General features: G+C 72.0%; 25 protein-coding genes. 17 read left to right on the top strand and 8 right to left on the bottom strand.

The genetic code is table 11. The features are described 5' to 3' along the window. Positions 1 to 13: 13 nt before the first annotated feature. Genes ACWCSD_RS21950 through ACWCSD_RS21940 form a run of 3 tightly spaced genes read right to left on the bottom strand, consistent with a single transcriptional unit; the run spans position 14 to position 2060 of the window. Positions 14 to 568 carry an ABC transporter permease gene (locus ACWCSD_RS21950; protein WP_449917348.1) on the bottom strand — a complete coding sequence of 185 codons (555 nt, stop codon included), beginning with the start codon at positions 566 to 568 and terminating at the stop codon, positions 14 to 16. Next, positions 565 to 1515, bottom strand: coding sequence for an ATP-binding cassette domain-containing protein (locus ACWCSD_RS21945; protein WP_387669264.1), 951 nt, complete (start codon positions 1513 to 1515; stop codon positions 565 to 567). Before ACWCSD_RS21945 ends, ACWCSD_RS21950 begins: the two co-directional genes overlap by 4 nt. Positions 1516 to 1526: 11 nt before the next feature. Beyond that, complete coding sequence (locus ACWCSD_RS21940; RefSeq protein ID WP_352326833.1) at positions 1527 to 2060, bottom strand: PadR family transcriptional regulator; 534 nt, start codon at positions 2058 to 2060, stop codon at positions 1527 to 1529. A gap of 55 nt (positions 2061 to 2115) precedes the next feature. Here ACWCSD_RS21940 and ACWCSD_RS21935 point away from each other — a divergent pair, with 55 nt between their 5' ends. From ACWCSD_RS21935 to ACWCSD_RS21915, 5 genes are all read left to right on the top strand, one after another. Then, positions 2116 to 2802 (top strand): SDR family oxidoreductase, encoded by a 687-nt coding sequence (locus ACWCSD_RS21935; protein ID WP_449917345.1) that lies wholly within the window; start codon positions 2116 to 2118, stop codon positions 2800 to 2802. 33 nt (positions 2803 to 2835) lie between these two features. Further along, on the top strand, positions 2836 to 4005 hold the full coding sequence (locus ACWCSD_RS21930) for an allantoate amidohydrolase (protein WP_358283627.1): 1170 nt from the start codon (positions 2836 to 2838) through the stop codon (positions 4003 to 4005). Then, on the top strand, positions 3996 to 5318 hold the full coding sequence (locus tag ACWCSD_RS21925) for a formimidoylglutamate deiminase (protein WP_449917342.1): 1323 nt from the start codon (positions 3996 to 3998) through the stop codon (positions 5316 to 5318). Before ACWCSD_RS21930 ends, ACWCSD_RS21925 begins: the two co-directional genes overlap by 10 nt. Further along, a complete protein-coding gene (gene hutI, locus ACWCSD_RS21920) occupies positions 5315 to 6460 on the top strand; it encodes an imidazolonepropionase (RefSeq protein ID WP_358283632.1) in 1146 nt (381 codons plus the stop codon). The genes ACWCSD_RS21925 and hutI overlap by 4 nt, the downstream gene beginning before the upstream one ends. A gap of 106 nt (positions 6461 to 6566) precedes the next feature. Further along, positions 6567 to 7508 (top strand): sigma-70 family RNA polymerase sigma factor, encoded by a 942-nt coding sequence (locus tag ACWCSD_RS21915; RefSeq protein WP_358283634.1) that lies wholly within the window; start codon positions 6567 to 6569, stop codon positions 7506 to 7508. A gap of 123 nt (positions 7509 to 7631) precedes the next feature. Here the strand turns inward: ACWCSD_RS21915 and ACWCSD_RS21910 are convergent, their stop codons facing one another. Beyond that, a complete protein-coding gene (locus tag ACWCSD_RS21910) occupies positions 7632 to 8198 on the bottom strand; it encodes a TetR/AcrR family transcriptional regulator (protein WP_397162519.1) in 567 nt (188 codons plus the stop codon). Between the two features lie 79 nt (positions 8199 to 8277). Here ACWCSD_RS21910 and ACWCSD_RS21905 point away from each other — a divergent pair, with 79 nt between their 5' ends. Next, positions 8278 to 9081: an alpha/beta fold hydrolase gene (locus ACWCSD_RS21905; protein WP_449917337.1), complete on the top strand. Its 804-nt coding sequence runs from the start codon at positions 8278 to 8280 to the stop codon at positions 9079 to 9081. 10 nt (positions 9082 to 9091) lie between these two features. Next, positions 9092 to 9856, top strand: a complete 765-nt coding sequence (locus ACWCSD_RS21900) for an MOSC domain-containing protein (RefSeq protein WP_397162521.1) — start codon at positions 9092 to 9094, stop codon at positions 9854 to 9856. On the opposite strand, the gene ACWCSD_RS21895 is transcribed toward ACWCSD_RS21900, so the two are convergent. Then, positions 9840 to 10760 carry an ABC transporter substrate-binding protein gene (locus ACWCSD_RS21895; RefSeq protein ID WP_397162522.1) on the bottom strand — a complete coding sequence of 307 codons (921 nt, stop codon included), beginning with the start codon at positions 10758 to 10760 and terminating at the stop codon, positions 9840 to 9842. The two genes, ACWCSD_RS21900 and ACWCSD_RS21895, sit on opposite strands and share 17 nt — an antisense overlap. 192 nt (positions 10761 to 10952) lie before the next feature. Here ACWCSD_RS21895 and ACWCSD_RS21890 point away from each other — a divergent pair, with 192 nt between their 5' ends. From ACWCSD_RS21890 to ACWCSD_RS21860, 7 genes are all read left to right on the top strand, one after another. Beyond that, positions 10953 to 12269, top strand: coding sequence for an ammonium transporter (locus tag ACWCSD_RS21890; protein WP_358283648.1), 1317 nt, complete (start codon positions 10953 to 10955; stop codon positions 12267 to 12269). Further along, positions 12266 to 12604 carry a P-II family nitrogen regulator gene (locus ACWCSD_RS21885; RefSeq protein WP_352321406.1) on the top strand — a complete coding sequence of 113 codons (339 nt, stop codon included), beginning with the start codon at positions 12266 to 12268 and terminating at the stop codon, positions 12602 to 12604. Before ACWCSD_RS21890 ends, ACWCSD_RS21885 begins: the two co-directional genes overlap by 4 nt. Then, complete coding sequence (locus ACWCSD_RS21880) at positions 12601 to 14826, top strand: [protein-PII] uridylyltransferase (protein WP_397162523.1); 2226 nt, start codon at positions 12601 to 12603, stop codon at positions 14824 to 14826. The genes ACWCSD_RS21885 and ACWCSD_RS21880 overlap by 4 nt, the downstream gene beginning before the upstream one ends. Before the next feature lie 225 nt (positions 14827 to 15051). Beyond that, positions 15052 to 17886: a nitrate- and nitrite sensing domain-containing protein gene (locus tag ACWCSD_RS21875; protein ID WP_449917331.1), complete on the top strand. Its 2835-nt coding sequence runs from the start codon at positions 15052 to 15054 to the stop codon at positions 17884 to 17886. 21 nt (positions 17887 to 17907) lie between these two features. Beyond that, a complete protein-coding gene (locus tag ACWCSD_RS21870) occupies positions 17908 to 18330 on the top strand; it encodes a roadblock/LC7 domain-containing protein (protein WP_185844483.1) in 423 nt (140 codons plus the stop codon). Between the two features lie 26 nt (positions 18331 to 18356). After that, entirely contained in the window at positions 18357 to 18719 is a 363-nt protein-coding gene (locus tag ACWCSD_RS21865; protein ID WP_125631446.1) for a DUF742 domain-containing protein, read from the top strand. Beyond that, entirely contained in the window at positions 18700 to 19278 is a 579-nt protein-coding gene (locus ACWCSD_RS21860; RefSeq protein WP_352321413.1) for a GTP-binding protein, read from the top strand. Before ACWCSD_RS21865 ends, ACWCSD_RS21860 begins: the two co-directional genes overlap by 20 nt. Here the strand turns inward: ACWCSD_RS21860 and ACWCSD_RS21855 are convergent. Further along, positions 19275 to 19676 carry a hemerythrin domain-containing protein gene (locus tag ACWCSD_RS21855; RefSeq protein ID WP_449917326.1) on the bottom strand — a complete coding sequence of 134 codons (402 nt, stop codon included), beginning with the start codon at positions 19674 to 19676 and terminating at the stop codon, positions 19275 to 19277. The two genes, ACWCSD_RS21860 and ACWCSD_RS21855, sit on opposite strands and share 4 nt — an antisense overlap. A gap of 74 nt (positions 19677 to 19750) precedes the next feature. Here ACWCSD_RS21855 and ACWCSD_RS21850 point away from each other — a divergent pair, with 74 nt between their 5' ends. Then, entirely contained in the window at positions 19751 to 20203 is a 453-nt protein-coding gene (locus ACWCSD_RS21850) for a MarR family winged helix-turn-helix transcriptional regulator (RefSeq protein ID WP_387667803.1), read from the top strand. On the opposite strand, the gene ACWCSD_RS21845 is transcribed toward ACWCSD_RS21850, so the two are convergent. Further along, positions 20192 to 20959 carry a TetR/AcrR family transcriptional regulator gene (locus ACWCSD_RS21845; RefSeq protein WP_397162526.1) on the bottom strand — a complete coding sequence of 256 codons (768 nt, stop codon included), beginning with the start codon at positions 20957 to 20959 and terminating at the stop codon, positions 20192 to 20194. The genes ACWCSD_RS21850 and ACWCSD_RS21845 overlap by 12 nt on opposite strands. An 80-nt stretch (positions 20960 to 21039) precedes the next feature. Here ACWCSD_RS21845 and ACWCSD_RS21840 point away from each other — a divergent pair, with 80 nt between their 5' ends. Next, positions 21040 to 21978 carry an ATP-binding cassette domain-containing protein gene (locus ACWCSD_RS21840; RefSeq protein WP_449917321.1) on the top strand — a complete coding sequence of 313 codons (939 nt, stop codon included), beginning with the start codon at positions 21040 to 21042 and terminating at the stop codon, positions 21976 to 21978. Beyond that, a complete protein-coding gene (locus ACWCSD_RS21835; RefSeq protein ID WP_397218668.1) occupies positions 21975 to 22763 on the top strand; it encodes an ABC transporter permease in 789 nt (262 codons plus the stop codon). Before ACWCSD_RS21840 ends, ACWCSD_RS21835 begins: the two co-directional genes overlap by 4 nt. Positions 22764 to 22769: 6 nt before the next feature. Here the strand turns inward: ACWCSD_RS21835 and ACWCSD_RS21830 are convergent. After that, positions 22770 to 23323: GMC oxidoreductase (locus tag ACWCSD_RS21830; RefSeq protein ID WP_449917318.1), on the bottom strand; the 554-nt coding region annotated here is incomplete at its 5' end.

Here is a 23323-nt window from a genome sequence, read left to right as displayed (position 1 = left end):
TGGCCGAGCCGTTCTACGCCTTCAACGACGTGCACGCGGTCATGTCGTACGTCGGGGCCGGGCGGATCGGGGAGGCGGAGAAGCTGATCGCCTCGGTCAGCGCCAGCCCCTGCGACAGCCCGGAGGCGAACAGCCCGGTGGCCGCCATGAGCGCCAGCACCAGCACCAGCTCGACGCCGCCGATGCGCACGCCCATGGCCACGGCCACGACGAGCACCAGGACCGCCTGGCACACCAGCACGACCATGTCCTTGGCCACCCGCCCGAGCACGATGGCCGGCCGCCAGGCGGGGCTGACGGCGTACCGTTCGAGCGAGCCGTTGCGCAGCTCGGCGATCAGGCCGAACCCGGAGAACAACGAGCCGAACACGGCGATCATCATCATCGACGCGGGCGTGAACATGCGCAGGGCGTCGACCGTGCTGCGGCCCGGCGTCAGGTCCTTGAGCAGCGGCGCGAACATCAGCAGGTAGAGCACCGGCTGCAGGATGCCGAACAGCGGCCAGACGGGGTTGCTGAAGGACTTCTTCAGCTCGTAGCCGGTGAACAGGGCGATGTGGCGGATCATGCGGCGGCTCCGGTGTCGCGCAGGGACCGGCCGGTCTTGGCCAGGAAGACGTCGTCGAGGGTGGAGCGGTCGAGGGCGATCGAGCGCAGGCCGATGCCCTGCTCCTCAAGGACGCGCAGCAGCGCGGGCAGGGTGTGCTCGCCGTCGTCGACGTAGACGCGCAGGGCGTCCTCGTCCAGGCGCACCTCGCGGGCCAGGGGCCTGAGCGCCTCGGCGGCCCGCTCGGGCTCGGCCAGCCGCAGCGTGACGACGTCGCCGGAGACCTCGCGCTTGAGTTCGCCGGGCGTGCCCTCGGCCACGATGCGCCCGTGGTCGACGATCACCAGCCGGTCGCAGAGCGCGTCGGCCTCGTCGAGGTAGTGGGTGCTGAGCAGCACGCTCGTGCCGGCCTCGCGGAGCTGCCTGATGCGGTCCCAGAGGTTGGCCCGGTTCTGCGGGTCGAGGCCGGTGGTGGGCTCGTCGAGGAAGAGCAGCGGCGGGGCGTGCACCAGCCCCAGCGCGATGGCCACCCGCCGTTTCTGGCCGCCGGAGAGCGTGCGGCCGGGCCGGTCGGCCATCTCGGCGAGGTCGAAGCGGTCGAGCACGTCGGCCGTGGCCTGCTTCGGGTCGGCCACGCCGTGGATCTTCGCGGCCATCATGATCTGGGCGCGGGCGCTCGTGGTGTCCTCCACGCCGCCCGCCTGGCTGACGTAGCCGAGCCGGCGGCGCACGGCCTCGGGCTCCTTGCGCAGGTCGTGGCCGGCGACGACGGCGGTGCCGGAGTCGGGCGTGATCAGCGTGGCCAGCATGCGGATCGTCGTGGTCTTGCCGGCGCCGTTGGGGCCGAGCACGCCGAAGATCTCGCCCTTCTCGACGTCGAGGTCGATGCCGCGCACGGCCTCGACGGTCTGCGAGCCCTTGCGGCTCCTGGTGGTGAACGTCTTGCGTAACTCACGTGCCTCAATGATCATTTTTCTCCTCAGGGCAGTTCGTCCTTCTCGACCCGGCCGATCGCGCCTTCGACCCAGTCGAGCTGGGCCTGGAGCATGGCTTGGGTCAGGCGGAGGTTCTCGTCGAGGTGGCGGGGCTCGCCGTAGCGCTGCTTGGTGCCGTACGCGTGGTCGATGGTTTCGATGTTCAGTCGCAGTTGCCGAATCCTGCCATGCAGGGCGTCGAGAATCTCCTGCTTTTTCATCCGGTGCATGAACGTCAGCGCGACCTGGAAGGGGTCGACGACGGGTCTCACCTCGGACCAGCTGTGCATGAGCAGCCGGTGGAACTCGTAGCGGCCGGCCTCGGTCAGCTCGTAGACGACCTTGCCGCCCTTGCCGGCCTCGACGACCGCGAGCAGCCCCTCGTCGGCCATCTTGCCCAGGCCGTGGTAGATCGAGCCGAAGGCGACGTTGGCCCAGGTGTCGGCGCCCATCATCTCCAGCCGGCGGCGGACGCCGTAGCCGTTCATGGGGCCGTCGAGCAGGGAACCGAGGATCAGGATGCGCGTGGACGCCGACATGTGCTCAAGTTTGTACTCAAATTTGTATGGCCGTCAAGGTCATAAACTCGGCCCCATGACTGAACGACCGACTGCGCTGGTCACCGGCGCTTCCCGTGGTGTGGGCGAGGCCGTGGCACGGGCGCTGGGCCCCACGCATCACGTCATCCTCGGCGGCAGGGACGAGTCCGCGCTCGCCAGGCTGGCGGCCGAGCTGCCGGACGCCCGGCCCTGGCCCGTCGAGCTGACCCGGCTCACCGAGGCCGACGTCGACGGCGTCGAGCGGCTCGACGTGCTCGTGCACAGCGCCGGGATCGCGCTGCTCGGCCGGATCGCCGACCAGCCCGCCGGCAACTGGCGCACGACCATGGAGCTCAACGTCGTCGCGGTCGCCGAGCTGACCCGGCTGCTGCTGCCCGCGCTGCGCCGCGCCCGGGGGCACGTCGTCTGCGTGAACTCCGGCGCGGGGCAGCGGGCCAACCCCGAGTGGGCCTCGTACGCGGCCAGCAAGTTCGCCCTGCGCGCCTTCGCCGACGCGCTGCGCCTGGAGGAGCCCGAGCTGCGGGTCACCACCGTCTACCCGGGCCGGGTGGCCACCGACATGCAGCGCGGCGTGCGCGCCCAGGAGGGCGGCGCGTACGAACCGGACAAGTACCTCACCCCGGAGACCGTCGCGCGGGCCGTGCTCGCCACGATCAACGCCGGACCCGACGCCCACCTCACCGAACTGACCATCAGACCGAGTGCGGGCCCGGCCAACTGACATCTGAATGGATCCATTCACTACAGTGGACCCATGCTTGAACCACTCGCGCACATAGGACGAGATCCCCGCTCCGGCGGATACGTGAGAGACGCCTGGTCGGCCGCCGACATGGAGCTACGCGGGTGGTTCGCGGGCGAGGCCGCGCGCCGCGGGCTCGACCTGCGGGAAGACCGCAACGGCAACCTATGGGCCTGGTGGGGCGACCCGTCGCGCAGGCCCGGCGTGGTCACCGGCAGCCACCTCGACTCCGTGCGCCACGGCGGCGCCTACGACGGCCCGCTCGGCGTGGTGTCCGCCTTCGCCGCCCTCGACCTGCTGCGCGAACGGCAGGTCACGCCGGGCCGGCCGATCGGCGTCGCCTGCTTCACCGACGAGGAGGGCGCCAGGTTCGGCGTGCCGTGCATGGGCTCCCGGCTGCTCACCGGCGCGCTCACGCCGGAACGCGCCCTCGCGCTCACCGACGACGACGGCGACACGCTGGCCGACGTCATGACGCGGGCCGGCCGCAAGCCGGCGGACGTCGGCCACGACGCCGAGACCCTGGCCACCGTCGGCACGTTCGTCGAGCTCCACGTCGAGCAGGGCCGCGGCCTGGTGCACGAGGGCCGCCCGGTGGGCGTGGCCAGCGCCATCTGGCCGCACGGCCGGTGGCGGTTCGACTTCCACGGCAGGGCCGACCACGCGGGCACCACCCGGCTGGCCGACCGCGACGACCCGATGCTGCCCTTCGCCCGCCTGGTGCTGGCCGCCCGCGAGGCGGCCGAGCGGCACGACGTGGTGGCCACGGTCGGCAAGACCCGCGTCTCGCCCGGCAACGCCAACGCCGTCCCCGGCCTGGTCACGGCCTGGCTGGACGCCCGAGGCCCGGCCGAGCCCGCGGTCCGCGCCCTGGTCGAGGAGCTGTCCGCGGGGGCCGGCGCGGACGTGCGCGAGGAGTCGTGGACCCCCGAGGTCGCCTTCGGCGCGGCGCTGAGGGACCGGCTGGCCCGCGTGGCGGGCGGCGACACGCCCGCGCCGATCCTGCCGACCGGAGCGGGCCACGACGCCGGAATCCTCGCCACGGCGGGCGTCCCGAGCGCGATGTTGTTCGTACGCAACCCCACCGGCGTGTCCCATTCCCCCGAGGAGCACGCCGACCAGGCAGACTGCCATGCGGGAGTGGTGGCACTCGCGGACGTGCTGGAGGATCTGTGTCGCTGACCTACTGGTGCGAGCAGGCCTGGTTGCCCGACGGGGTCGCCCACGGCGTCCTCATCGAGGTCGAGGGCGCCCGGATCGCCAGGATCGGGCGGGGTGAGCCCGGCTCGGCCGAGCGGCTGCCCGGCCTGACCATCCCCGGCCTGGCCAACGCCCATTCCCACGCCTTCCACCGGGCCCTGCGCGGCGCCACCCAGCGCGGCAAGGGCGACTTCTGGACCTGGCGCGACCAGATGTACGAGGTCGCGGGCAAGCTCGACCCCGACACCTACTTCCAGCTCGCCAGGGCCGTCTACGCCGAGATGGCGCTGGCCGGGGTGACCTGCGTGGGCGAGTTCCACTACCTGCACCACGGCCCCGGCGGCCGCCCGTACGAGGACAGGAACGTGATGAGCCACGCGCTCGTCCAGGCCGCGCGCGAGGCCGGGCTGCGCATCACGCTGCTCGACACCTGCTACCTGTCCGGCGGCATCGGCGTGCCGCTGTCGGGCACCCAGCTGCGCTTCAGCGACGGCAGCGCCGACGGCTGGGCGGCCAGGGCCGACGAGCTGGCCGCCGCCTACGAGGGGCAGCACGACGTGGAGATCGGGGCCGCCGTCCACTCCGTGCGCGCGGTGCCGCCCGAGCAGATGCCGGTGGTGGCCGAGTTCTCCCACCGGCACGGCGCCCCGCTGCACGCGCACGTCTCCGAGCAGCGCGCCGAGAACGCCGCCTGCGCCGAGACGTACGCCGCCACGCCGGTCCAGATCCTGCACGAGCGCGGCGTGCTGGGCCCGCGCTCGACCGCGGTGCACGCCACCCATCTGACCGACTCCGACGTGGAGCTGCTCAGCCAGTCGGGCACGTACATCTGCATGTGCCCCACCACCGAGCGCGACCTGGCCGACGGCGTCGGCCCGGCCAGGGCGGCGGCCGACCGCGGCACCCCGATCACGCTCGGCTCCGACGGCCACGCCGTGATCGACCTGTTCGAGGAGGCCCGCGCGGTCGAGCTCGACGAGCGGCTGACCAGCGAGCGGCGCGGCCACTGGAGCGCCGCCGACCTGCTCACCGCCGCCACGGGCGCCGGGCACACCTCGCTCGGCTTCGCCGACGCCGGCCGGCTCATCCCCGGAGCGTGGGCCGACCTGGTGTCGGTCCGGCTCGACTCGGTGCGCACGGCGGGCATCGGCGGCCTGGAGGCCGTGGTGTTCGCGGCCACGACCTCCGACGTGCACTCGGTGGTCTCCGGCGGCCGCAGGGTGGTCGCGCAGGGCCGCCACGAGCTCGGCGACGTCGGGCACATGCTCTCCGAGGCGATAGGAAAGGTGCGATGACCACCACGCTGATCGACGGGATCGGGCTGCTCTACACCGGCGACCCCGAGCGCGAGGAGATCACCGACGCGGCGCTGGTCGTCGAGGACGGCCTGGTGGCCTGGGTCGGCCCCGCCGCCCAGGCGCCCGACGCCGACGAGCGCCTGCACGCCGGCGGCCGGGCCGTGCTGCCCGGGTTCGTGGACAGCCATGCCCACCTGGTGTTCGCCGGCGACCGTACGGCCGAGTTCCAGGCCCGCATGTCGGGGCAGCCGTACACCGGCGGCGGCATCAGGACGACCGTCGCCGCCACCCGCGCGGCGAGCGACGCCGACCTGGCCACGCACGCCCGCGCCCTGGTGGAGGAGATGCTCGCCCAGGGCACCACCACCGTGGAGATCAAGAGCGGTTACGGCCTGTCCGCCGAGCACGAGCGCCGCTCGCTGGAGATCGCCACCACCCTCACCGACGAGACGACCTACCTGGGCGCGCACGTCGTCCCCGAGGGCGCCGACGCCGACGACTACGTCCGGCTGGTGACGGGCGAGATGCTCGACGCCTGCGCCCCCTACGCCAAATGGGTGGACGTCTTCTGCGAGCGCGGCGCGTTCGACGGCGACCAGACCAGGGAGATCCTGAACGCCGGGATCAAGGCCGGGCTCCAGCCCCGGGTGCACGCCAACCAGCTCACCGAGGGGCCCGGCGTGCGCATCGCCTGCGAGCTGGGCGCGGCCTCGGCCGACCACTGCACCCACCTGTCGGCCGCCGACGTCGACGCCCTGGCGTCGAGCGGGACGGTGGCGACGCTGCTGCCGGGGGCCGAGTTCTCCACCCGCTCGCCCTATCCCGACGCGCGGCGGCTCATCGACGCGGGCGTCACGGTCGCGCTGGCCACCGACTGCAACCCGGGCTCGTCGTTCACCTCGTCGATGCCGTTCTGCGTGGCGCTGGCGGTGCGCGAGATGGGGATGACGCCGCTGGAGGCGGTGCGCGCGGCCACGTACGGCGGAGCCCGCGCGCTGCGCCGCACGGACGTGGGGTGGCTGCGTCAGGGAGCCCGCGCGGACCTGGTCGTGCTCGACGCCCCCTCCTATGTCCACCTGGCGTACCGACCCGGTGTTCCCCTTGTCCACCAGGTGTTTCAGGCCGGTCTCCTCCTTTAGGAGGACGTCCAAGACCCTCCCTCTGGCGTAGCTGTTTAGGGAATCTTTGCTTCCGGCCGGACGTTGGCCGGATATAGGACGCAGCTGCGGAACGAGGTGCCAGGGGATGGCAAGGCCTACGGGGAGTCGCACGCAGGAGCAGCACGTCGCTGACCGCGACCTGCTGGGGACGTATCTGGCCGAGATCGGCCGGGTCCCGCTGCTCACGGCGGAGGAAGAGGTGGAGCTCGCCAAACGGATCGAGGCGGGCCTGTTCGCCGAGCAGCTTCTTGACAGCGGAGGCTCCGAGCCGCGGATCGGGGACGCGGCGGACGAGGAGCTGGAGCGCCTGGCCGTCTCCGGCCAGCGCGCGAAGGACGAGTTCATCCAGGCCAACCTGCGCCTGGTGGTGGCGGTGGCCCGGAAGTACTCGGGCCGGGGGATGCCGCTCATCGACCTGGTCCAGGAGGGGAACCTGGGCCTGGTTCGAGCGGTCGAGAAGTTCGACTACCGCCGGGGGTACAAGTTCTCCACCTACGCGACCTGGTGGATCAGGCAGTCGGTCGGACGGGCCATCCACGAGCAGGCCCGTCCGGTCCGGCTGCCGACGCACGCCGGCGAGCAGATGACCCGGCTGATGCGGGTGCGCCGCGACATGCTGGCCGAGTTCGACGCCGAGCCGACCGACGGCGACCTCGCCGAGATCCTCGACCTGCCGATCGAGCGGGTGCGCGAGCTGCGCCGCTGGGCGTCCGACCCGGTGTCGTTGCAGCTCGGCGTGGGTGACGAGGACGAGACCGAGCTCGGTGACATGATCGCCGACGAGACGTGGGCCGATCCCGAGCAGCAGGCCATCGACATCCTTGAGCGCGAGCGGCTCGACCAGTGGCTCACCGGCCTGGAGGGCGACACCAGCGAGATGCTGCGCTGGCGCTACGGGCTGCTCGACGGGCGCGAGCACACGCTGACCGAGGTGGGGGAGCGCTACGGCATCGGCCGCGACCGGGCCCGCCGCATCGAGCGCGACGCCCTGGCCCGGCTGCGCCGCATGGCCAACGCCGCCGCCTGACCTTTCTCCACGTTCCGCCCCGCCGCCCGGCTTCCGGGCGGCGGCGGCGTTTCCGGCCCCGCCGCCCGGCCTCCGGGCGGCGCCGCCGTTTCCAGGGCCGTGTCGCAGCGCCCTGTGGGCCTGCTACGGCTTGAGGACGCGGCGCAGGAACTCCTCCACGGCGGCCTCCGCCGTCGCCGTGTCGCCGCCCCTGGCGACCAGCAGGGCGCTCTCGTTGACGGCCGCCAGCAGCATGTGGGCGTGCAGGTCGACGAAGTCGTCGGGGACCGCGCCGGTCGCCTGCAGGGCCGCCTTCAGCATGCCGAAGGAGTACCGCTCCTCCATGGCCCGCCAGCTCTCCCAGCCCAGCACCGCGGGCGCGTCGATGAGCACGATGCGCCGGATCACCGGATCGCCCGCCAGCCTGACCCAGGCCAGCGCGCCCGCCAGGAGCGCCGCCGCCGGGTCGGCGATGCCGCGCACCGCCTTGGCGATCTTGACGCCGATGGCCGACTCCGTGGCCTCCAGCACCGCCTCGAACAGCGCGTCCTTGCCCGCGTAGTGGTGGTAGAGGGCCCCGCGGCTCAGCCCCGACTCCTGGAGCACGGCCTCGATCGACGTGTCGTCGTAGCCCCGTTCGGCGAACAGCCGCGTGGCGATGGCCAGGACCTTGTCGCGGGTGGCCGCGCCGCGCTCCGCCTTGAGGTTCATGCCCTCACTCTAGACAAACCGACCAACGGTCGGTAATTTCCTAGACCGACAGTCGGTCTGTAATTGAGGGGGAGCCGGCATGGACGGCATCAACTACGTGGACGTGGGCCAGGGCCCGGTGACCCTGTTCGTGCACGGTGTGGGCACCAGCTCGTACCTGTGGCGCAACGTCATCGCCGAGCTGCGCGACGAGCGCCGCTGCGTGGCCCTGGACCTGCCCGCGCACGGCGGCAGCGAGCCGCGTGCGGACCTGTCCATCCCCGCGCTGGCCGAGGCCGTGGAGGAGCTGTGCGCCGGGCTCGGCCTGGACGAGGTGGACCTCGTGGCCAACGACACCGGCGGCGCCGTCGCCCAGGTCTTCGCGGTCCGCCACCCCCGGCGCCTGCGCTCGCTCACCCTCACCAACTGCGACGTGCACACCAACACCCCGCCGGAGGCGTTCAAGGACACCGTGGAGCTGGCCGCCAGGGGTGAGCTGGCCGGGCTGGTGGCCGCCGTGCTGGACCACCCCGAGCTGCTGGCCCGAACCGCCCTGGGCGTCGGCTACGAGCACATCGACGACCCCGCCGCGCTGGTGGACGCCTACCTGCGCCCGATCCTGGCCAGGCCGGAGGGCGGCCGCGCCTTCGAACGCCTGCTGGCCTCGATCGACGCCGCGGACATGGTCGCCATCGAGCCGCAGCTCACCGTGCTCACCGTGCCGACGCTGGTCGTGTGGGGCACCGGCGACGTGTTCTTCGACGTGAGCTGGGCCCGCTGGCTGCGCGACACGATCCCCGGCGTGCGGGAGGTCGTGGAGATCGACGGCGGCCGGCTGTTCTTCCCCGACGAGCGGGCCGCCGAGCTGGTCCCCCACCTGCGCCGCTTCTGGGGCCGGGCCTAAGCTCTCGATCATGCATGTCGAGACGTTGCGCCGCTATCCGGTGAAGTCGATGCTGGGCGAGGAGGTCGCCGAGAGCGAGGTGACCGAGCGCGGCCTGGCCGGCGACCGGGCCCGGGCGGTGCTCGACGTCGCCACGGGGAAGATCGCCAGCGCCAAGAACCCGCGGCTCTGGCGCGACCTGCTGACCGTCGAAGGCGCCCGCGCACCGGGCGACGAGGAGCTGTCGAAGCTGCTCGGCCGCGAGGTGCGGCTGATCGACGTGCCGCCGGAGGGGGCCGAGCTGGAGCGGTCGGTGCCCGAGCGGGTGCTGGCCGAGGGCATCGAGGCGGAGGTGCCGTACACGGCAGGCACGCTCGGCGGGGCCTCGCCGGCGGGCACCTTCTTCGACTTCGCGCCCCTGCACCTGATCTCCACCTCGACGATCGGCCGCATCGGCGAGCTCAGCCCGCGGGGGCACGTCGAAGCCCTCCGCTACCGGCCCAACCTGATCATCAGGACGGACGCGGCGGGCTTCGTGGAGAACGACTGGGTGGGGCGCGAGCTGCACGTCGGGGACGAGGTCGTGCTCCAGGTCATCGTGGCCAGCCCGCGCTGCGCGGTGCCGACGCTCGCCCACGGCGCGCTCGGCCGCGACACCGAGGCGCTGCGCGTGGTGGCCCGGCACAACCGGGTCCAGGTGCTGGAGGCCGGGCTCCAGGCGTGCGCGGGCGTCTACGCGCGGGTGCTGCGGCCCGGCCGGATCGCCCGGGGCGACCGGGTCAGGCCAGCGGGCTGAGGTACTTCTCCAGGTCGTCGAGGATCTTGCCGGCGGCGGTGACGCCGATGCCGGTCATCCAGATCTCGTCGTCCACGTCGTGGGCGTGGCCGGCCTTCACCGCGGCCAGGTTCTTCCACAGCGGGCCGCCGGTCACCGTGGCCTGCGACTTGGCGGCGGCCTCGCCGTAGGCGCTGTAGAAGACGGCGTCGCCGTCGGCCTTGGCGATGTTCTCCTGGCTCAGCTTGCCGAAGCGCTTGTCGTCCTGGTCGGCCAGGCGCTGGGCCTCGGGCCGCTGGACGCCCGCGTCGCCGACCACGATGCCGCTGAACGACTCGGGGCCGTACATGCGGATCTCGGTGGGCATGAAGCGCACGATGCTCACCGACAGCTTGCCGAACTTCCCGCCCAGCGCCTCGGCCCGCTGCTCGTAGGCCGACAACAGCCCGGACGCCTGCTCCTTCTTGCCCAGGGCCTCGGCGTCCAGCAGGAAGTTCTCCTTCCAGGTGACGCCCACCTTCTCGGTGAACACGGTCGGCGCGATCTTGCTGAGCTTGTCGTAGAAGGCGGCCTGGCGGAACTTCGAGCCCAGGATGAGGTCCGGCTTGAGCGCCATGATCGCCTCGATGTTGGGCTGCTGGAGGGTGCCGACCGGCTTGGTGGCCGACAACGCCGAGCCGAGGTACTCCGGCCAGGTCTGGTTCTCGCCCGCCTGGGCCGCGCCTATGGGGGCCATCCCGAGGGAGACCATCGTGTCCAGCTTGTCGGTGTCGAGCACGACGACCCGCTTGGGGGTCATCGGCACCTTGGTCTCGCCCATGGCGTGCTTGACGGTCCGGGTGGGGCCGGCGTCCTCCGTGCCGGTCGAGGTGCCGCAGGCGGCCAGGGCGAGGACGGGGAGCAGGGCCAGAAGCCGGAGACGCATGAGGGATTCCTTGATCTATTAGGTTAGGCAATCCTAAGTATCTCATGACCGGATCGGCGCGTGTGAAGGGGCCGAAACCTACCCGAAACACCGTGCCGGTGAGATTCACCGCCGCGAAACACTCCAGGTCGAGCCACGAAACCCCGGCCGAACACGCTGTGGCAACACGTCACATGTAAGGAGGGTCGCGTCGTGAAGATCGATAGCGGCACCACAGCCTGGATGCTCGCGGCCACCGCGCTGGTGTTGCTGATGACTCCGGGTCTCGCGTTCTTCTACGGGGGCATGACCAGGGCCAAGAGCGTCCTGAACATGATGATGATGTCCTTCGGCGCCATCATCACGGTCACCGTGGCCTGGGTGCTGTTCGGGCACTCGCTCGCCTTCACCGACAACGGCAGCTCGCTGCTGAACAACGTCGTCGGCGGTTTCGACGCCCTGGGCCTGCAGAGCCTGGTGGAGACGGCCACCAAGGACGACGGCACCGGCATGCCGAGCCTGGTCTTCTCGGCCTTCCAGCTGACGTTCGCCATCATCACCGTCGCCCTGATCAGCGGCGCGATCGCGGACCGGGCGAAGTTCGGCGCGTGGATCCTGTTCAGCGTCATCTGGGCCACCGTGGTCTACTTCCCGGTCGCCCACTGGGTGTGGGGCACCGGCTGGCTCAACACCATGGGCATCGAGGACTTCGCCGGCGGAACCGTCGTGCACATCAACGCCGGCGCCGCGGCGCTGGCCCTGGCCCTCGTGATCGGCAAGCGCCAGGGCTGGCGCAAGGAGCCGATGCGGCCGCACAACCTGACGCTGGTCCTGCTCGGCGCGGGCCTGCTGTGGTTCGGCTGGTTCGGCTTCAACGCCGGCTCGGAGCTGGCCGTGGACGGCACCGCCGGGCTGGCGTTCATGAACACCCAGATCGCCACGGCGGTCGCCGCGGGGGCCTGGCTCGTCGTGGAGAAGCTGCGCGACGGCCACGCCACCAGCCTCGGCGTCGCCTCCGGCGCGGTCGCCGGCCTGGTCGCCATCACGCCGGCCTGCGGCTTCGTGGACCCGTGGGCCGCGATGGTCATCGGCCTGGCCGCCGGGGCCGTCTGCGCCTACGCCGTGGGCCTGAAGTACCGGCTGGGCTTCGACGACTCGCTCGACGTGGTCGGCGTGCACCTGGTCGGCGGCGTCATCGGCGCCGTCTCGCTCGGCTTCCTGGCCGCCTATCCCTTCCTCGACCAGCAGAGCAAGGGCCTGTTCTACGGCGGCGGCCTCGGCCAGCTCGGGCTGCAGGTGCTCGGCCCGGTCGCGATCGGCGGCTACTCGTTCGCCGCCACCTGGATCGTCGGCAAGCTCATCGACAGGACGATGGGCTTCCGCATCTCCGCCGAGGACGAGCTCACCGGCATCGACGTCACCACGCACGCCGAGACCGGGTACGACCTCGGCACGGTCTACGCCTCCGGCGTGACCACCCCGAACGGTCCGCTCACCCCGGCACCGGCTCCCAAGAAGGTGGAGGCATGAGGCTCATCACCGCGATCATCAAGCCGTTCAAGCTCGACGACGTCAAGGCGGCGCTGGAGCAGTTCGGCATCAAGGGCATGACGGTCAGCGAGGCCAGCGGCTACGGCCGCCAGCGCGGCCACACCGAGGTCTACCGCGGCGCCGAGTACCAGGTGGACCTGGTGCCGAAGGTGCGCCTGGAGGTGCTGACCGAGGAGGACGACGCCGAGGACGTCATCGACGTCATCGTCAAGGCGGCGCACACCGGCAAGATCGGCGACGGCAAGGTCTGGTCCGTGCCCGTCGACACGGCCGTGCGCGTACGCACCGGAGAGCGAGGGCCGGAGGCCCTGTGAGAGGAGAGGCGCGCTCGTACGCCGCGGCCCGCAAGGAGCGGACCGCGGACACCGACCGCTGGCTCAAGGACCTCTTCAGGACGGCGAGCGACGGCGACCAGGTCTCCCTGGTCGCCGTCGGCAGCCTCGGCCGCGGCGAGCCGGCCCCCGGCAGCGACCTGGACCTGGTCCTGCTGCACGACGGGCGGGCCGACGTGGCGCGGATCGCCGAGCGCATCTGGTACCCGATCTGGGACTCCGGCGTCGGCCTCGACCACTCCGTGCGGACCGTGGCGGAGGCCGTGGCCGTGGCCGGGCAGGACCTCAAGGCCGTCCTCGGCCTCATCCAGGCCAGGCACGTCGCCGGCGACCCCGAGCTGACCAGGAGGGCCAGGGAGGCGGTGCTGGCCGAGTGGCGGGCCGACTCGCGGCGCAGGCTGGGCGAGCTGCGCGCGTCGGCCGACCACCGGGCCCAGGTCAGCGGCGAGCTGGCCTTCCTGCTCGAACCCGACCTCAAGGACGGCCGCGGCGGGCTGCGCGACGTCCAGGCGATGCAGGCCGTGGCGGCGGCGTGGGTCGCCTCGGCTCCGGGACCGCGGGCGCGCGAGGCCCACGAGTTCATCCTCGACGTGCGGCACGCGCTGCACGTCGTCACCGCGCGCGGCGCCGACCGGCTGGTGCTCCAGGAGCAGGACGCGGTGGCCGGGCTGCTCGGCCTGCTGGACGCCGAGGCCCTCATGCGCCGGCTCGCCGAGGCGGGCCGGACCGTCTCCCACGCCTTCGACGCCACCTGGCGCACGGTTGACAGGCTGCTGTCAGGACCGGTCCCGCGAGGGCGCCGCCCGCTGGCCGACGGCGTGGTCGAGCACGGCGGCGAGGTGGTGCTGGCCAGGGGCGCCGACCCGCGCAAGGACCCCGTCCTGGTGCTGCGGGCCGCCGCCGCGGCGGCCGGCTCGGGGCTGCCGCTGGCGCCCGCCACGGTGTCCGTCCTGGCTGCTCAGTCGGCTCCGATGCCGGTGCCGTGGCCGGAGGAGGCGCGCGACGCGCTGGTGTCGATCCTCGGCGCCGGACGGGCCGCCGTGCCGGTGTGGGAGGAGCTTGACCAGGCGGGCGTGCTTGTCAAGCTGCTTCCTGACTGGGAGCGCGTACGGCACCGTCCGCAGCGCAACCCCATCCACCGCTTCACCGTCGACCGGCACCTGATCGAGGCCGCCGCGAACGCGGCCGGCCACGCCCGCGAGGTCTCCCGTCCCGACCTGCTGCTGATCGGCGCGCTCCTGCACGACGTCGGCAAGGGCTGGCCGGGTGACCACTCGGCGACGGGCGAGGTCGTGGTCCGCGACATCGCCCGGCGCATGGGGCTGCCCGCCCGCGACGTCGAGACGCTGGCCACCGTCGTACGCCACCACCTGCTGCTGCCCGAGACCGCCACCCGCAGGGACCTCGACGACCCGGTCACGATCGAGAAGGTCGCCGCCACGGTCGGCTCCCGCGAAGTGCTCGACCTGCTGGCCGCGCTGGCCGTCGCCGACGGCAACGCGACCGGGCCGGCCGCGTGGAACGCCTGGAAGGCCGGGCTGGTCGCCGACCTCGTGCGCCGCGTCAGGTCCGTGTTGTCGGGCTCGCCGCCGCCCAGGGCGCCCTCGATCCCGCCCGAGCAGGCGGCGCTGGCCCGGCACGGCGGCGGCGCGGTGCGCGTCAACGGCGGGGCGGTCACCGTCGTCGCGCCCGACCGGGCCGGGCTGTTGTGGAGCGCCGCCGGGGTGCTGGCCGCCCACCGGATGGTCGTGCGCTCGGCGTCGGCCGCCTCGGCGGGCGGCACGGCGGTGATCGAGTTCGCCGTCGTGCCCGAGTACGGCTCGCCGCCCGACCCCGCCACCCTGGAGGCCGACCTCCGTCTCGTCCTTGCCGGCCGTCTTGACATCGAGCAGCGGCTGGCCCGCCGGACCAGGTCCGTGCGGCCGCCGCGGGTACCTGTGGCTCCACCTCGGGTGACACTGGTCGACGACGCCTCCGCGACGGCCACCGTGGTGGAAGTCAGGGCCCATGACAGGCCGGGGCTCCTGTGGCGCATCGGACGGGCGTTCGGGGAGTGCGGTCTTGACGTGAGAGCCGCCCGCGTGGAGACTCTCGGCGCGGAGGCGGTGGACGTCTTCTATGTCGTGGACCGCGCCGGTCGCCCCCTCAGCGACAGCGCGCAGCGAGCTCAAGTCCACGATCAGGTGCTGGCCGCACTGCGATAACCAACAGTGAACAACTGTCGGTCACATATGTAACGATTGTGTCCGAAATGCCTGTTAAGTCGGATGCTGCGGATACCTTGTGGACGGCTTGAACACCCGTCGTTTGAACGGGACGATTGAGGGGTAGCGAAAGCAGTGATCACGGGGAACTCCGACAGCGGCCATGCCGCGAGGCGGGACCGCGGGAAGCGGTCGCTGCCTCGCCTCGGCCTGCGGAACTGGCGCGTGAGATGGCGTCTGACGGCGCTCATCCTCGTGCCCACCATCGCCGGCGTCGTGCTCGGGGGAGCACGTGTGGTCGGCTCGGTCCAGAGCATCGGCGACTACGACCGCACGGCCACCGCAGCCGAGCAGGCCGGCCGGATCCGCGACCTGGTGCAGGCACTCGGCCTGGAGCGTGACACGGGGGGCTGGATCGGCGCCTATCCCAAGTTGCGCAAGTCGAAGGCCGGCGAACTCGCCGAGTACAAGGCCGCGGTCGACAAGCTGGTCACCAGCGTGCGCGCGGACCTCGACACCATGGACGAGTCCTACGGCGAACGCGTCGTCAAGGCCGCCGGCCAGGCCAAGTACGACCTCAACCGGCTGAGCAAGATCCGCGCCGAGGGCCAGGCCGACACCATCCGGTACGACTTCCTGACCGACACCCTGCTCAAGCTGCACGACGAGCTCTCGCTGCTGTCGGACGACTCCCAGATCATCGGCCACTTCCGCGCCCTGAGCGCGCTCGCGCAGGCCAAGGAGGAGATGTCCCGCCAGCGCGTGCAGCTGCTGAAGAACTCCTACAACGTCGAGCGCGTCGACGCCAAGGAGGTCGAGCGGTTCATCGCCTCCAACGCCCGCGAGCAGAGCGACATCGCCACCGTGGGCGCCGAGGCCGGCGTCGAGATCGGCCTGCAGCTGTCCAAGCTGCTGACCGGCAAGAACGAGTACGTCAACGTCCAGCTCACCAAGGCCCGCGCGGTCACCCTGGCCAGCGGCCGGGCCCCGGGCGTGCGGATCGCCGACAACCTGATCTCCTCCCGGTCCAACGCCCGCGAGCAGTGGTTCAACGACAACAAGGTCGCGATCGGCGTCCTGCACGAGATCGAGAAGGACCTCGCCGACAAGGTGAACCTGCGTAGCCAGGAGCTGCGCGAGGCCGAGATCCGCAACGCCATCATCGCCGGTGTGCTGATCCTGGCGCTGCTGCTGATCGTGCTGCTGCTGACCGTGGCCATCGCCCGTTCGATGGTCGGCCCGCTGCGCCGGCTGCGCACGGAGGCCCTGGAGATCGCCGGTTTCCGGCTCCCGGACGTGGTCCGCCAGCTGCGCGTCTCGGGCGAGGCCAGCACCGAGGTCCGCCCGATCGAGGTCGAGGGCCAGGACGAGATCGGCGAGGTCGCGCGGGCCTTCGACCAGGTCCACCGCCAGGCCGTGCGCCTGGCCGGTGAGGAGGCCGAGCTCCGCAGCAACATCAGCTCGATGTTCGTCAACCTCTCGCGCCGCACCCAGACGCTGGTCGAGCGGCAGATCTCGCTGATCGACGGCCTGGAGAAGGGCGAGCAGGACGGCGGCCGCCTGGCCGACCTGTTCAAGCTCGACCACCTGGCCACCCGCATGCGCCGCAACTCCGAGAACCTGCTGGTCCTCGCCGGCCACGAGGCCACCCGCCGGCGCAGCCAGCCGGCCAAGCTGGTCGACGTCGTGCGCGCCGCGCTGTCGGAGGTCGAGGGCTACGAGCGGGTCCAGGTCAAGGTCCACCGGGCCACGTCCGTGCAGGGCAGCGCCGCCAACGACCTCGTCCACCTGGTGGCCGAGCTGGTCGAGAACGCGATCCAGTTCTCCCCGAGCAACTCCCAGGTCCTGGTCTCCAGCAGCCTCATCGAGGGCGGCGGCGCGCTGCTGTCGGTGAGCGACTCCGGCATCAGCATGACCGAGGAGGAGCTGGCCGAGGCCAACCGCCGCCTGGCCGAGCCGCCCGTCGTGGACGTGTCGGTCTCCCGCCGCATGGGCCTGTTCGTGGTCGGCCGGCTGGCGCTGCGCCACGGCATCCGGGTGCAGCTGCGCAAGGGCGAGGGCACCGGCCTGATCGCCATGGTGCTGCTGCCGCCCACGCTGATCGCCGACAACATGCAGCAGCCGCTGCCGCAGCGCCCCGCGTTCGGCGGCGGGACCGTGCCGCCGCCTGCGCCGAACGGCTCGTTCCGGTCGTTCGGCAGCTTCGACTCGGTCGAGGCGAACGGGGCGAACGGGGCCAGGCCGGCTCCGGGCGACCCGGCCAGGTTCGGCACCGGGCCGTCGGCGGCCCCGGCGCCCTCGGGGACCTTCGACAGCGCTCCCTCCGGGCCGCCGTCCTTCGACAACCCGCCGCCGCCCGCGCCCAGGCACGGGCTCGGGGCGTTCAACTCCGACCCGGGCCGTCCGGTCAACGGCTTCACGGCCGACACCGACGGCGGTTCCTACCGGCGGCAGCCGTCCTCGTTCGACTCCGGGGCCTACCCGTCGTTGTCGTCGGGCACCGGCTCGTTCCCGCCGTATCCGGCGAGCGGCGGGACGTTCCCGACGCCGCCGCCGTACGCGACGAGCTACGGGACGAACGACGTACGCCGTCCCGATCCGGCGCCCTCGGTGGAGGTCTCGCCGATGGAGCCGGAGCAGGAGGAGTTTCTGCCGATCTTCGCGTCGGTGGAGTCCGCGTGGTTCCGCAGGCCGCCGGGGGAGTCGGCGCCCGAGGCGTCCTCGTCCGGCGAGAACGGCGGTGAGGCGAGGCCCGCGCAAGCCGTACCCTCTGGGGAGGAAGCGTGGCAGACGGCCGCGGACGCCGGTTGGCGTGCGGCGGCCAAAGCCAGCGAGCCCAGCCTCGGCGGCGTGACCGCCGCGGGGCTCCCCAAGCGCACCCCCAAGGCCAATCTGGTCCCCGGCACGGCCAGCCAGCCCGCTCAGCAGCAGGCTCAGCAGTCGCCGCCGCCGGCGCCACCGGTCTCAGCCGACCGGATGCGCAGCCGCATGGCCAGCTACCAGAAGGGTGTGCGACGGGGCCGCCAGGAAGTACGTGGACAGGAGGAACAGAGTGAGTAAGCGTCCCGCTGGGGAGGATGCGTGACAACGCTGAGCCATGAAGCGCACCGCTTCGACTGGCTGATCACCGACTTCGTGCGCAACACTCCGGGGGTCGCGCACGCCGTGGTCGTCTCGGCGGACGGCCTGTGCCTGGCCGCCTCCGAGGGTTTCCCGCCGGACCGGGCCGACCAGCTCGCGGCGGTCTCCGCCGGTCTGCTGAGCCTGACGGTGGGCGCGTCCAGGGTGTTCGAGGGCGGCGCGGTGTCGCAGACCGTCGTCGAGATGCAGCGCGGGCTGCTGCTGGTCATGGCGATCAGCGACGGCTCGGTGCTGACGGTGCTGGCGGGTCCTGATTGTGACATGGGGCTGGTGGCGTACCAGATGACGCTGCTGGTAGACAGAGCGGGACAGGCGCTCACGCCGGCCCTGCGCGCCGAACTCCAGGCCGCCAGGACCCGGTGATGTGATGGAACTGATGGGAGAGGGCCGTGTACGGCAGTGACGGGACCGGGGACGACGAGCCCCTGTTCCGTCCTTACGCGGTGACCGGCGGCCGTTCCGAGCCGCGGTATCACCTCGCGATGGAGACGCTGATCTCGTCGATGTCGATCCCGGACGACGAGATGGCCATGCTCACCCCCGAGCAGGAGGCCATCATGCAGCTCTGCAGGACGTTCCGGTCGGTCGCCGAGATCTCGGCCCTGCTCCGCGTCCCGCTGGGCGTGGCGAGGGTGCTAGTGGCGGACATGTCAGACGAAGGTCTCGTCCGCCTGCACCAGCCACGCCTCAGCCAGGGACAGCCAGACCTCAACATGCTCGAAAGGGTGCTCAGTGGACTTCGCAGGCTCTAGCCCCGGGCTCACTTCGACGAAGATCGTCGTCGCTGGTGGGTTCGGCGTCGGCAAGACGACGTTCGTGGGGGCGGTGTCCGAGATCCTCCCGCTCACCACGGAAGCGGTGATGACCGACGCGTCCGCGGGCATCGACGACCTCGGGTTGACGCCGAACAAGCAGACCACGACCGTCGCCATGGACTTCGGCCGGCTCTCGCTCGACCGCGACCTGATCCTGTACCTGTTCGGCACGCCCGGACAGCACCGGTTCTGGTTCATGTGGGACGACCTGGTCCGCGGCGCCATCGGCGCGGTCGTGCTGCTCGACACCCGCCGCCTGGCCGACAGCTTCCCCGCCATCGACTACTTCGAAGAGGCCAAGCTGCCGTTCGTGGTGGGCATCAACGGCTGGGACGGGCAGTTCCCGCACACCGACGACGAGGTGCGCGAGGCGCTGGCGCTGGGCTCGCACGTGCCGATCGTGCGCACCGACGCGCGCAACCGCGAGTCGGTCAAGACGACGCTGATCTCGCTGGTCGAGCACGTCGTACGGCTGCGCGCGGCCCCCGTCCGCTAGCCGCCGACCGCCCACGGGACGCTCTCCAGCGAGTTGAGCACGGGCACCAGCGCCCGCTCCTCGTAGTCGAAGTGGCTCTCCAACTCGGCGGCGACGCGTTCGATCGCCGCCGGGTCGCTCGCCGCGCGCAGCTCCTCGACCAGCGCCGCGATCACCTCGTGCTCGCGGCGCAGCCGGTCGAGCGCCTCCTTCAGCTCCGGACGCGTGCCCTCCAGGTGGGGGAACGCCACCCGGTCCTCGCCGGAGTGGTGGAAGCTCAGCGCGTCGCAGAAGGTCAGGCAGTGTGCCCGCAGGTCGTCGGTGACGGCCCCGCCCGCGCGCAGCTTCGCCAGCTCGCCCCTGAACCAGTCGTGCACCTTGACCAGCTCGTCCCCGAAGGCCCGCACCCGCTCGTCCATGTCACTATCCTTTGCTCAGACGACGACAAATTAGCTTTGCGAACAAAGCTAATTTAGACAGCAAGGTATTGGCGATGTCAACCGACGGCTTGAGCGTGGACGAAGGCATCAGGACGCTGCTGCTCCTGATGCCGCGCATGGTGGGCCGGGCCAAGCGGCTCAAGGTGCCCGAGGCGCTGCGGTCGTTGGCGCTGGCCCCCCGGCACCTGTCGTTGCTGGCCTATCTGCTGTTCGACGGCCCGACCACGGTCAACGAGCTGGCCGGGCGCCTGGAGGTGGCGCCGGCCACCGTGAGCCTGATGGTGGGCGAGCTGAGCAGGAAGGGCGTGCTGGAGCGCCGCGAGGACGACGCCGACCGGCGCCGCACGATCGTCAGCATCGCCCCGGCCCACCAGGAGGCGATCACCGAATGGCTCGGCTACGGCGCCACGGCCTGGCGGGCCGCCCTCGACCCGCTGACGCCGCAGGAGCGGCAGACGTTCGTGCGCACCCTGCTGGCCTACGAGCAGGCGTTGTCAGCCCGCTGACCGGCTGTCGACCAGCACCTCGACGCCGTCGAGCACGCGCTGGAGGCCGAACTCGAAGGCGTGCTCGGGGCTGTAGGCGGCCTGCAGCGCCTCCCCGGCCGCCTGGCCGACGCGCGAGGCCGTGGGGAACATGGCGGGATCGGAGATCCGGCTGAGGAAGGGCGCGTGCGCGGCCCACCACTGCAGGTCCGTCATGCCGGTCTGGCTCTCGGCCTGCGCGGCCTCCACCGCACCTCTCGCGGTGCCGTGCACGAAGCCGGTGACCAGCGTGATCACCGAATCCATCTCCAGGTCGGTCAGGCCGATGCCGTCGACGGCGCGCAGCTCGTAGTCGTACTTGGCGGTGACGTTGGGGCCGAGGACCGGGCGGCTCGCGGCCACCTGGAGCAGCCACGGGTGGCGCAGGTAGAGGGCGAAGTTCTCGCGGGCGATCAGCTCCAGCCGGGCCCGCCAGCCGCCCGGCACGTCCTCGGGGCGGGCGGTCTCGCCGTAGACGGTGTCGAGCATGACGTCGAGCAGCTCGGGTTTGCCCGGCACGTACGTGTAGAGCGACATCGTGCCCACGCCCAGCTTCTCGGCCACCCGGCGCATGGACAGCGCCGCCAGCCCCTCGGCGTCGGCCACGTCGATGGCGGCGCGGACGATGCGCTCGACGCTCAGCTCCGGCTTGCCCTTGCGGCTGGCCCGTTCGCTCGTCCGCCACAGCAGCGCGAGGCTGCGGGCCGGGTCGCCTTTGCCCGGGTACTCAACAGTCACCCTCGTACGGTACACCGTACGGTTGCATGCGTCGATCGTATGTTGTACGGTACGCCGTACGATTCGATAGGGAGGTGGCCATGTCCGCAGTGCTCGCCCAGGGCCTGCGCAAGACGTACGGCTCGAAGACGGCGCTCGACGGCATCGATCTCGACGTGCCCGCCGGCACCGTCTACGGCCTGCTCGGGCCCAACGGCGCCGGGAAGACCACCGCCGTCCGCATCCTCACCACGCTCCTTCGCCCCTCGGCCGGCCGGGCGGAGGTGGCCGGGTTCGACGTGACAGCCGAGCCCCGCCGGGTCCGCGCCGCCATCGGCCTGGTCGGCCAGCAGACGGCCGTGGACGAGATCCTGACCGGAAGGCAGAACCTGGAGCTGTTCGGCCGCCTCTACCACCTGAGCGCGCCGGCCGCCCGCGCCCGGGCCGCCGAGCTGCTGGAGCGCTTCGGCCTGACCGGGCACGACGGCCCGGCCAAGGAGCTGTCCGGCGGCCTGCGCAGGCGGCTCGACCTGGCCGCGAGCATGATCCTGGCGCCGCCCGTGCTCTTCCTCGACGAGCCCACCACCGGTCTCGACCCGCGCAGCCGCGCCGGGATCTGGAACGCGGTGCGCGAGCTGGTCGCGGGCGGCACGACCGTGCTGCTGACCACCCAGTACCTGGAGGAGGCCGATCAGCTCGCGGACCGCGTCGCGGTGATCGACTCCGGCCGGCTGGTGGCCGAGGGCACGCCGGAGGAGCTGAAGGCCAAGCTCGGCGGCGACCGGCTCGACGTGGTGATCAACGACCCGGCGCGGCTCGACGAGGCGGCAGCGATCCTCTCGGCGGCCGCCGCGGGCCCCGCCGAGATCGACCGGGACACCCGGCACGTCAGCGCCCCGGTGGCCGAGCGGGTGAGCGCGCTCACCCGGGTCCTGCCCGCGCTGGCGGCGGCCGGCATCGAGGCCGCCGACGTCGCGCTGCGCCGGCCGACCCTCGACGAGGTCTTCCTGAACCTGACGACCGCGGGAGGCGATCGATGACCGCACTCAGATGGGCGCTGGCCGACGGCTGGACCGTCGCCCGCCGCGACCTGATCCACTGGGCCAACCAGCCCATGACGGTGGTCTTCGGGGTGCTCTTCCCCGTGGTGATCACCCTGGCCTTCGGCTACCTGTTCGGCGGCGCGGTCGAGGTGCCCGCGGGGGCCGACTACTTCGCCTTCCTCATGCCCGGCATGTACGGCATGACGATGCTCTTCGGCCTGAGCTCCACCATGATCGCCGTGTCCTCCGACGTCTCCAAGGGCGTCACCGACCGGTTCCGGTCGATGCCCATGGCGCCCTCGGCCGTGCTGGTCGGGCGGGCCGTGGCCGACCTGCTCAACTCGGTCCTGATCCTGGGCGGGCTGCTGCTGTGCGGCCTGGCGGTGGGCTGGCGGCCCGCCTCGGCCGGGGGCGCGCTGGGCGCGATCGGCCTGCTGCTGCTCCTGCGCTTCGCCCTGCTGTGGGCGGGCATGTACCTCGGCCTGCTCACCCGGGAGCCGGGCGCGGTGGTCGCGATCCAGACGCTGGAGTTCCCGATCGGCTTCCTGTCCAACGCCTTCGTCGCGCCCGGCACCATGCCCGGCTGGCTGGGCGCGATCTCGGAGTGGAACCCGCTCTCCTCCACGGTCGCCGCCGCCAGGCAGCTGTTCGGCAACCCGGGCTGGGGCGGCGACTCGTGGGTGGCCCAGCACGCCGTGACGATGGCGGTGCTGTGGCCGGTGGCGATCACCGTCGTCTTCTTCGTCCTGTCCGTCCGCCTGTACCAGCGTCTGGACCGTTAGACCGGGTCAGGCGTGGCGGTGGAAGGCCGTGGTGTCGGGGGCGAGGGGGGTGTTGCCGAGGATCAGGTCGGCGGACTTCTCGGCGAGCATCATGACCGGGGCGTAGATGTTGCCGTTGGTGACGTACGGCATGGCGGAGGCGTCCACGACGCGCAGGCCGTCCAGGCCGTGCACGCGCATGGTGGCGGGGTCGACCACGGCCAGGTCGTCCACGCCCATCTTGCAGGTGCACGACGGGTGCAGGGCGGTCTCGCCGTCCTTGGCCACCCAGGCCAGGATCTCCTCGTCGGTCCGGACGTCCGGGCCGGGGGAGATCTCGCCGCCGTCCAGGCCGGCCCAGGCGGGCTGGGACAGGATGGCGCGGGCGTGCCTGATCGCCTCCACCCACTCGCGGCGGTCCTGCTCGGTGGAGAGGTAGTTGAAGCGCAGCGCGGGCTTGGCGCGGGGGTCGGCCGACCGGATCCGCACCGAGCCGCGGGCGTCGGAGTACATCGGGCCGATGTGCACCTGGTAGCCGTGCCCGCCGGCCGGCGCCGAGCCGTCGTAGCGCACGGCGATCG

Source organism: Nonomuraea sp. NPDC001684, assembly GCF_053596515.1.
This window is presented reverse-complemented; position numbering and strand designations above follow the sequence as displayed.